The 8,953-nt window shown below is 42.0% G+C and carries 8 protein-coding genes and 1 tRNA gene; 6 read left to right on the top strand and 3 right to left on the bottom strand.

Going from position 1 to position 8,953, the window contains the following annotated elements; genetic code table 11:
• Positions 1-509: 509 nt before the first annotated feature.
• The 3 genes from ACM0OR_RS27085 to ACM0OR_RS27075 form a co-directional block, all read right to left on the bottom strand.
• Complete coding sequence (locus ACM0OR_RS27085) at positions 510-878, bottom strand: hypothetical protein (protein ID WP_414579503.1); 369 nt, start codon at positions 876-878, stop codon at positions 510-512.
• Between the two features lie 451 nt (positions 879-1,329).
• Positions 1,330-2,673, bottom strand: coding sequence for an acetyl-CoA carboxylase biotin carboxylase subunit (gene accC / locus ACM0OR_RS27080; RefSeq protein ID WP_414579502.1), 1,344 nt, complete (start codon positions 2,671-2,673; stop codon positions 1,330-1,332).
• Positions 2,674-2,730: 57 nt separating this feature from the next.
• Positions 2,731-3,780 (bottom strand): RRXRR domain-containing protein, encoded by a 1,050-nt coding sequence (locus ACM0OR_RS27075; protein ID WP_414579501.1) that lies wholly within the window; start codon positions 3,778-3,780, stop codon positions 2,731-2,733.
• A gap of 623 nt (positions 3,781-4,403) precedes the next feature.
• Between ACM0OR_RS27075 and ACM0OR_RS27070 the strand changes: the two genes are divergently transcribed.
• The 6 genes from ACM0OR_RS27070 to ACM0OR_RS27045 all read left to right on the top strand — a co-directional run bounded on the left by ACM0OR_RS27070 (position 4,404) and on the right by ACM0OR_RS27045 (position 8,915).
• Positions 4,404-4,484, top strand: a tRNA-Leu gene (locus ACM0OR_RS27070).
• Positions 4,485-4,684: 200 nt separating this feature from the next.
• Positions 4,685-5,314: a chorismate lyase gene (locus tag ACM0OR_RS27065; protein WP_190703611.1), complete on the top strand. Its 630-nt coding sequence runs from the start codon at positions 4,685-4,687 to the stop codon at positions 5,312-5,314.
• A 64-nt stretch (positions 5,315-5,378) separates the two neighbouring features.
• Positions 5,379-7,094, top strand: a complete 1,716-nt coding sequence (locus tag ACM0OR_RS27060; RefSeq protein WP_414579500.1) for a DUF3352 domain-containing protein — start codon at positions 5,379-5,381, stop codon at positions 7,092-7,094.
• 162 nt (positions 7,095-7,256) lie between these two features.
• Positions 7,257-8,312 (top strand): c-type cytochrome biogenesis protein CcsB, encoded by a 1,056-nt coding sequence (ccsB, locus tag ACM0OR_RS27055; protein ID WP_414579499.1) that lies wholly within the window; start codon positions 7,257-7,259, stop codon positions 8,310-8,312.
• Positions 8,313-8,392: 80 nt separating this feature from the next.
• Complete coding sequence (locus ACM0OR_RS27050; protein WP_414579498.1) at positions 8,393-8,623, top strand: hypothetical protein; 231 nt, start codon at positions 8,393-8,395, stop codon at positions 8,621-8,623.
• Positions 8,616-8,915, top strand: a complete 300-nt coding sequence (locus tag ACM0OR_RS27045; RefSeq protein ID WP_414579497.1) for a type II toxin-antitoxin system PemK/MazF family toxin — start codon at positions 8,616-8,618, stop codon at positions 8,913-8,915. The genes ACM0OR_RS27050 and ACM0OR_RS27045 overlap by 8 nt, the downstream gene beginning before the upstream one ends.
• Positions 8,916-8,953 lie beyond the last annotated feature (38 nt).

Raw genomic sequence — 8,953 nt, 5'->3', positions numbered from 1 at the left:
TCTAGCATCCCTAGGTTCTATAGATGATGTTTTTTGTCAATGCGTAAGTCCTAGTTATTTAAATATTTTTTAGGAATAACTTTGATATGTTCTTTTACTATATAATTAGGTGGGTAATATTTATAGTTATGGTTACTAGGCAACTCATTTTGCCCTACTGCATATATAATTTTTGCTGTTTCCCAGTCTGCTTCTTCCCATTTTTTAGACTGAAGTAATTCATTCAGTGTATGAAAATTTCCACCTATAACATCAGTGAAATAAAAACAAAAATTATTATTTGAGAGTTTAGATAAATATAGTCTGTGATATATTTTAATAATTTATAAATCCAGTTCCTAAAATCTTTAAAAAGCTGAGAAATCAAGTCTAAAATAGCTTGAATTGTGGCTAACAGCAAAAAAATGTATAATAACTTTTCTATTAGTGAAAATCTATTAATCAGACGAAATAACTGCCTAAATATTTGCTTGAATCGAATATTCATTATGTAGCTAGGGATAATATTTCTATGGCAAAGGTATACCAGATAATCTCAAAGCTAGTTTTATGACTTCTACTGTAGCTTCTCCAATTACGCTACTGGTTGCAGCATCACGCAAATACTGCCCTAGTTTTACAATTTTACGTTTGGCTTTTGGGTCGCTCTTTGCTTCATTTACCCAATCACTAGCCACCTTTTGTTGCGCTTCGGTTGAACTATATCCCTGAGATTGTAGTTGGTTTAATAATTGTTGTATTTGGGCGGCAGCTTGAGATAAATCTTGGCTTATATTGATTTGATTGCCGTGTATTTGCGTGTAACCATCTTGTATAGACTGGTTGAAATTACCGCCAATACTGCCAATGTTGTATGTATTTTTATTTTCGTTAGCCATATCAAATTTTATGAAAATAATTTATCTACCGTATATTTTACCATTTTATATCAAAAGCATATGTGATGAAAATCACCATAGATAAACAGGCACTTAATCATTGCGAAAGAAGTAGATTTAGCTGATAAAGACCTTTTCACTTCGATTTTGAATGAGGTTGAGGAAATGCAAAGCATATTAATTGCTACTTTAAACAAACTCAAGGTTTCAAATTATTACTGCTACCCTTTCAACTTCTGCCTTCTGCCTTCCCTCAGCCTAGATCACCAAAAGTTGCCAATACTCGATAATCGGTCTTAGAGACGTGATATATCGCGTCTCTACATCTAAACCAAGCTGGGTTTGAGGTCAGGCAAGGGAAAGGTATTAAGTTGAAAATAAGAGAAACATTTATCAACCTTTTATGCTTTACCCTTTACCTTTCAACTTCTAATCCTCAATCCCCAATTTCCTAAAGTTTCATCTCCTGAATGAAATTGGTGTAAACATGACCTGCTAAAAACTGGGGATTTTCCATAATTTTTTGATGAAAGGCAATTGTCGTGGGTAAACCAGTAATTGCACATTCCCTGAGAGCGCGTTTCATGCGGTTAATAGCAGTAGCACGATCTGGCCCCCAAACGATTAATTTACCGATGAGGGAGTCGTAGTAGGGGGGAATTTGGTAATCGGTGTAAACGTGGGAGTCAATCCGCACCCCAGGGCCTCCAGGGGGAAGATAGCCGCTAATGCGTCCGGGGGCGGGGCGAAAATCATGGTCGGGGTCTTCGGCGTTAATGCGACATTCAATCGCATGACCCCGCAAAACTACTTGGTCTTGAGTTAGCCTCAGTCTTTCCCCTTGAGCAATTCTAATTTGTTCTACTAGCAAGTCTACCCCAGTCACCATCTCAGTTACAGGATGTTCTACTTGAATCCGGGTGTTCATTTCCATAAAGTAAAACATACCGGATTTATCTAAGAGAAACTCGATAGTACCTGCACCGGTGTAGTTAATGAACTGGGCAGCTTTGACGGCTGCTTGTCCCATTTTTTCCCGGAGGTCTGAGTCAAGTGCAGGGCTGGGAGATTCTTCTAGTAACTTTTGGTTGCGGCGTTGAATTGAGCAATCCCGTTCGCCTAGGTGAATGACATTGCCAAAATTATCAGCCAAAATTTGAAATTCAATGTGGCGCGGACGTTCGATAAACTTTTCGATATAAACGCCAGCATTACCAAAGGCTGCACCCGCTTCACCTTGGGCGGCTAAAAACAGTTTGACAAATTCATCTTGCGATCGCACTAAGCGCATACCCCTTCCACCACCACCAGCCGTGGCTTTAATCATGACTGGATAACCGATTTCTTTGGCAATTGCTAATCCTTCTTCCTCTGTTTCTACCAAGCCATCACTCCCCGGTACAGTAGGAACTCCCGCCTTTTGCATGGTTTCCTTAGCCGTGGATTTATCCCCCATCAACCTGATTGCTTCCGGCGTGGGGCCAATAAACGCAATGTGATGGTCAGCACAAATTTCTGCAAATTTGGCATTTTCCGACAAAAAACCATAGCCAGGATGAATGGCACTGGCATTGCGCGTTAAAGCTGCCGCAATAATATTGGGAATATTCAAATAACTTTTACTGCTAGCCGGTTCACCAATGCAAACCGCTTCATCAGCAAGTTGGACGTGCAGAGCATTCCGGTCAACAGTCGAGTGAACCGCGATCGTCGCAATCCCCATTTCTTCACAGGCGCGGAGAATGCGAAGGGCGATTTCTCCCCGATTGGCAATTAATATTTTGTCAAACTTCATAGGATATCGTGGTAAGTGTGGAAACTCAGTCGCTTCAGCACTGAGAGGAAACACGACTCAAGCGAATTTAGTCGCAGTGGATATTCTCCATGAGCCATAAGATTTAAAAAAGCAATCTTTGGGGGTTGCATTCTGCGTTAATCGCTTACCAGTTCCAAGACTGTGTAAGCTAATTGTTTTTCTGTCCGGGTCTTTTTTAGTTGGTGATTCTTGCCAACCACCTACATAACAAAACCCGAATTTGGGGTGCTTCACCACTGAACCACGCTTAAAACCAGCACTAATTGTTCCACCATATCGAGAACGGGTATGCCCAGCAGTATGTTGCAGTCGGTGAAGTTGACGACGGTGAAATTCTAATGGCACAATTTCAATTAGTTGGGTGTTTTCTGGCTTTTGGTGTCCGTCGACAAACCAATTAGCTAATACCCAGGAATCAACACAATGAGCATCAAACTTATTCGATAGTTTATTTTGAGATTTTTTCAAACCCAAGCTTTGACGCATTTCGTAAGTGTCGTTACCTGTCCTGGTTTCTAAATTGGCAAATTTTTCTAGCTCTGAATAGAACCACGTTTTCCCAACCTCTATCGGGCTAAACATTGCGTTCCACTTTCTCGCACCTTTCCATGTTTTGGCTTGAACATCTTCAACTACAAAAGTTGAAACCGGGAAAATTAACGTTAACCACTTGCAAATACGCAATTTCCATTGCCATCTAGCTTTTGTGGATGGGGGTAACTTTTGCTTGTTTACCAGCCTGTTTTGGCGATTTTGCCTATATGGTGTGTAACGAAATCTCCTTGCACGCCGCATATTGCGACGAACTTCTACATGGTCTTTTACCCAATCAACTGCATGAGCTTGGATGTTTAGATAAGTGTGAGATTGTGATTTAACTGTGTATGCTTCGCGTTTTGCTCCGGGGTCAATACCAACGGCTATTGGCTGGGTATTTCTATTGCTTGGTTCTTGATTTAATCGGACACAGAATACTCCTTTTTTAAAGAATGGCGTAGCTTTGCCTGACTTAATCCAACGTCTTGCCCTGCTAGGGGTTGTTGGCATCAAAGAGCGGTTATTTTGGTCAACCACTGGAATGAACATTGACGATAAATCCTATTGCTAGGTGTTTATATCCCTGACGCTTCTTCGTCGCTACCGCTTCGCTACCGCTTCGCTAACGCTACTGACTGCCACAGAGGAGAAAAACTAGGGAGGCATTCTTAACGTGTTTTGGGCTACCACGCCTAGGCAGTTCAGTTTAGATAGCTAGACACTTGTTTAACTTGATGAAGAGGAAGTGGTTATTCCCCCTCTTGCAAGCCCAGTGGCTTTAGCCCTGGGTTAGTGACTTTCGAGCTTTGATATCAGTACCAGTAGATAGAAATTGTCTCCCATCCAAGTTGCAAAACGAGCGATCGCTTTATCTCAAATTATGACAGGAGATTTACCAGCCTCATCTAGAGTAGGATGCACGAGCAGGACTCAGCCCGTGCTGAGTGTGCTTCAATCCTGAGTTATGAGTGTTGAGTATGGTTATTCACTTTCTACTCACCACTCCCCATTTAATATCACTTGTAGAGCTACTATATTTCTGTCAGTCTCGTATCCTCCTTCGGGAAATTTGTAATCCTGCAAAATTAAATTTTTGGTAAAGTTGGCTAAATTGCTAATTACCTTTATATATTCATGTTTATTGTGCTAAGATTGATAGTCGTGAAACTCTTGCGGATGTGGCGGAATTGGTATACGCGCACGTTTGAGGGGCGTGTGGCTTTGCCTTGCGAGTTCGAGTCTCGCCATCCGCATTTTTTAGTACCAAAGTCAGTAGTCAAAAGTTTGATACTTTCTGACTTAAAAACCTTTTGTGGGTGTAGGGCTATCGAGGTAGAGAGGTGAATCTTACTTACCTTTATACCCCTACACCCATATTTATTTACTAATGACTATGGACTTAATTCTAGTTTTTTGTGCTTTTATAGAAATAGGTAAACTTTTGTAAAGAACATTGACTGCAATTTTTACTTCAAGTAACAACTCAACACTACCAACCGCATGGCATCGCCTGACCCCAATTTGGCAAGGTGGGGAGGAAGTAATTAAAAAAAGTTTGCCCCACACTCAACTAGCTCCGGCCTGGCAAATGCTACTGCTTGGCGATGGCTCACCAACGAGGCACTTAGAATTACTTACAGGTGAGTCTACAGAAGTAGATGTGATTGATATGTCATTGATTGGCACAGATTTGGATGGTGCGCCAGATTTAATTAAATCTGTCCCAGAGCCAAGACTGAGGCGACAAGTGTGGCTACGAACTGCTTCAGGTCAGCGATTGGCTTATGCTACCTCATGGTGGGAAGCTAGTCATGTGGACGAGTATTTACAGAACCGTTCCTTAACTATTTGGGCTAGTCTAGCGCGTCTCCGTACCGAGTTATATAGAGATGTGCGCGGCATTTATTACGGATACTCACCAGCCCTAGAGGCCGGATTTGAGGTAGAAGGGCCTTTTTGGGGTCGCCATTATCTATTTTGGCATCATGGTCAACCGTTGACTTTGATTTATGAGGTTTTTTCGCCGTATTTAAGCAAATACCTCGGCACGACGCAGTTAAATCCCCCAAATGGCAAAGTATAGAAATATTTGCCAATAATAATTAAAGCTTGTTTTAATTTTTAATTTTAATTCGGAGCGAAGCGACGTGAAACCACCTATATTGTCTGCTTCCAAGAAAAAAAGCAAGAAATCTTCTTTAGTATTGACACTCTCAGGTGCTGGATTATTAATTGGTGTGGGGAGTGCAGCATACTGGTTTTTTAGTCAAGGACAGCTATTTTATAGAGATTTGCTCACGGGTGCAAATATTATTCCTAGTGATGCGTTATTTGCTGTTTCCCTAACTACCGACACCAAACAATGGCAGAAACTACAGGAATTCGGCACAAAAGAAACTCAAGCACAACTTAATCAAAGCTTAGTCCAATTACGCGATCGCTTTCTTACCAATAACGGTTACAACTTTGAGAAAGATATTCAACCGTGGGTAGGCGATGAAGTTACCTTGGCAATTTTAGCCCCCCAAAATAAATCAGCCCCTAAACCAGTTTCCAATATTGAAAATCCTGTCAGTAATTCGCAGTCGATGGTGATGGTTTTACCAGTGAAAAACTCTGAGAAAGCTAAAACTATCTTTGCTCAACCAAAAACCCTCACACAAGGTAAGTGGATTGACCGTATTTATCAAGGGATTACGATCAAACAAAGTCAAGGACAGCCTGGAGAAAACTTATCGGCTGCATTCCTAGATGGAAGATTTCTGGTGATTACAGATAATCCCCAAACAACAGAACGGACAATTGACGCTTACAAAAGTAGAACCTCCTTGGCCAGTGTAGGCGGTTTTGCAGACAATTTCCCGAAAATTGCTAGCTATCAACCCTTGGCGCAGTTTTATATCAACGTACCCAACGCAGCCAAAATAGCGGCTACAGCTCCTAATCGGCGTTTACCTGCTCAAGTTTTAGCCCAACTGCAAAACAACCAAGGTTTAGCCGGAACTGTAACATTAGAACCAGAAGGTTTACGCATTAAAGGAGTTTCTTGGCTGAATCCTAATAGTCAAAGGGTTTTGGCCGTAGAAAATAAAGCTGGAACTATGCAAAATCGCGTCCCAGCAGAAACCTTAATGATGCTTTCTGGGGTCAATTTACAGCGTTTATGGAGTGAATACGTTTTAACATCCCAAGGAAATCCCCTGTCACCCATTACACCAGAACAAATGCGGAGTGGGGTAAAATCACTTACCAGCATGGATTTAGAACAGGATTTTCTCAGTTGGATGAAAGGCGAGGTTGCTGTAGCAGTGATTCCTGGAACTCCGAAAGCAGGAAATTCACAAGATTTTCGGGCGGCTTTCGTGTTGATGATTCAAGCCAGCGATGCCAATGACGGGCAAAGCCTACGCCAATTAGCTGAGACATCAATCAAACAGCTAGATGAAGTGATGAAAACTCAGTACCAGTTCCAAATCAAATCAACAACAGTAGCGGGTAAACCTGTTGTTAACTGGATTAGTCCGTTTGGTACTCTCACGGCCACTCATGGTTGGTTAGACGGAGATGTAGCTTTCTTAGCAATCGGCTCTCCCATTACTGAGAAAATTCTTCCCAAACCCAGCACCACCCTTGCTAACAGTCTGACATTTCAACAAACAGTACCGACAGAACCCAATCCCACAAACGGTCAATTCTACATGGACGTAGAACAGATAACAAAAAATTTTCCCCTACCAAGACTAATTCCCCAACAACAAACCTTACTAGCCACCACACGTTCCATCGGTATGACATCTGCCATCAGCGACAATCGCAGCACCCGTTATGATATTTTTTTGACACTTAAAAAAGTGGATAAGTAAGTTGAGGGTTTAGGAGTTTAGGGGAGGAGAAGCAGAAGAGCAGGGAAGATTTTACCCCAATACTCAATCCTCATAAATTTTTGAATTTTGAATTCCTGAAACAGATTAGGATCAGAACAGTCAGAATCAAAATTTTTAAGCATCCCCTGCGGAGAACACTTTATGAATCTGGTTTTACTCCAGAATTGGTTAGATAACGCTTCATTTGCCGTTTTATTTATCACCATGCTGGTGTATTGGGTGGGCGCAGCGTTTCCCAATCTGCCAGCAGCAAATGCTCTAGGAACTGCTGGTATGGCGATCGCTAATTTGTGTATCGCTACCCTACTAGGTGCGCGTTGGTTGGAAGCTGGTTATTTTCCTTTGAGTAATTTGTATGAATCCCTATTTTTCTTAGCTTGGGGAATCACTACGGTTCACCTGATTGCAGAAAATTCTAGTCGTAGCCGTCTAGTAGGTGTTTTTACTGCCCCTGTAGCTATGGGTATCGCTGCTTTTGCTACCTTGACATTACCATCAGAGATGCAAATAGCAGAGCCGCTAGTACCAGCGTTGAAGTCTAATTGGCTGATGATGCACGTCAGCGTCATGATGTTGAGTTACTCGGCTTTGATGGTTGGTTCATTGCTAGCGATCGCTTTTTTGGTCGTTACTCGCGGAAAAAATATTCAACTACAAGGCAGTTCTGTCGGTAATGGTGGCTATCGTACCAATGGCTATCGTTTGCACAAAGCAGGTGAACTAATTTCACAACCAGCAACACCAACAGTAGAAAGTAATGGCTTTGTGCGTGTTGAAAGTAATAACAATGGCAACGGCAACACCGCCGTTTTAAACTTAGTTACTACTCCCCAATCTGCAACAGTAACAGATGCTGAAACCCTTTCACCCCAACGCCTAAGCCTAGCTGAAACCCTCGATAATATCAGCTATCGGATCATTGGCTTGGGATTCCCTCTACTCACCATCGGTATTATTGCTGGTGGAGTTTGGGCTAACGAGGCTTGGGGTTCTTACTGGAGTTGGGACCCGAAAGAAACTTGGGCTTTAATTACTTGGTTAGTTTTCGCCGCCTATCTCCACGCTAGAATCACTCGCGGTTGGCAAGGTCGTCGTCCCGCAATTTTAGCCGCCAGTGGCTTGGTTGTCGTTTGGATTTGCTACCTCGGTGTTAATCTTTTAGGTAAAGGTTTACATTCTTACGGGTGGTTTTTTTAACAGTTTTATCCCCTCTTAGCAAGTTGAGAGGGGATTTCATCACGATTATTCTTTTGCAATACTAAATAACTGTAAACAATATGATAAAAGCCCAAATCTTAAAAGCAATCAAGGAGATGCCAAATATAGAACGGCTGGAGGTGATTGAATTTGCTCTGCGTTTATTGCGCGAAGACATGGATAAACCAGAGGAATTGAGCTTGAAATCTGCTGCTGAAATTATGCGTACCTACTACGTAGAAGGAAGTGAAATAACTGAGTTTGTTGATACTTGTAATGAAGACTTTTACGAATATCATGACTATGCGTAGGGGTCAGATTTGGCTTTATAGTGCCGACCCTACTGTTGGTGATGAAATTGGTAAAACCCGCCCTTGTCTCATTGTCAGCAATGACGAGATGGGGGTTCTTCGTTTAAAAATTGTTGTGCCGATTACAGGCTGGAATAACGCATTTGGTCAAGTTCCTTGGATGGTAAGAGTTGAACCTACACCAGAAAATGGGTTGAGTAAGTTGTCAGCCGCAGATGCGTTTCAGGTGCGTTCTATTTCCCAGCAAAGACTGATCAGGCAAGTGGGAACTGTGTCAATACGGTTCAGTTAAGGCTAGCAAGCTGATGAGTGATATGAAATTTCGGAACT

The sequence above is a fragment of the Anabaena sp. CCY 9402-a genome (assembly GCF_963920945.1).
GTDB classification, from domain to species: Bacteria; Cyanobacteriota; Cyanobacteriia; order Cyanobacteriales; family Nostocaceae; genus Trichormus; species Trichormus minutissimus.
This window is presented reverse-complemented; position numbering and strand designations above follow the sequence as displayed.

Coding starts and splice junctions, on each gene's coding strand:
- ACM0OR_RS27085 (WP_414579503.1), bottom strand. CDS start 878: ATGGCTAACGAAAATAAAAATACATACAACATTGGCAGTATTGGCGGT.
- accC (WP_414579502.1), bottom strand. CDS start 2,673: ATGAAGTTTGACAAAATATTAATTGCCAATCGGGGAGAAATCGCCCTT.
- ACM0OR_RS27075 (WP_414579501.1), bottom strand. CDS start 3,780: ATGTTCATTCCAGTGGTTGACCAAAATAACCGCTCTTTGATGCCAACA.
- ccsB (WP_414579499.1), top strand. CDS start 7,257: ATGAATCTGGTTTTACTCCAGAATTGGTTAGATAACGCTTCATTTGCC.
- ACM0OR_RS27050 (WP_414579498.1), top strand. CDS start 8,393: ATGATAAAAGCCCAAATCTTAAAAGCAATCAAGGAGATGCCAAATATA.
- ACM0OR_RS27045 (WP_414579497.1), top strand. CDS start 8,616: ATGCGTAGGGGTCAGATTTGGCTTTATAGTGCCGACCCTACTGTTGGT.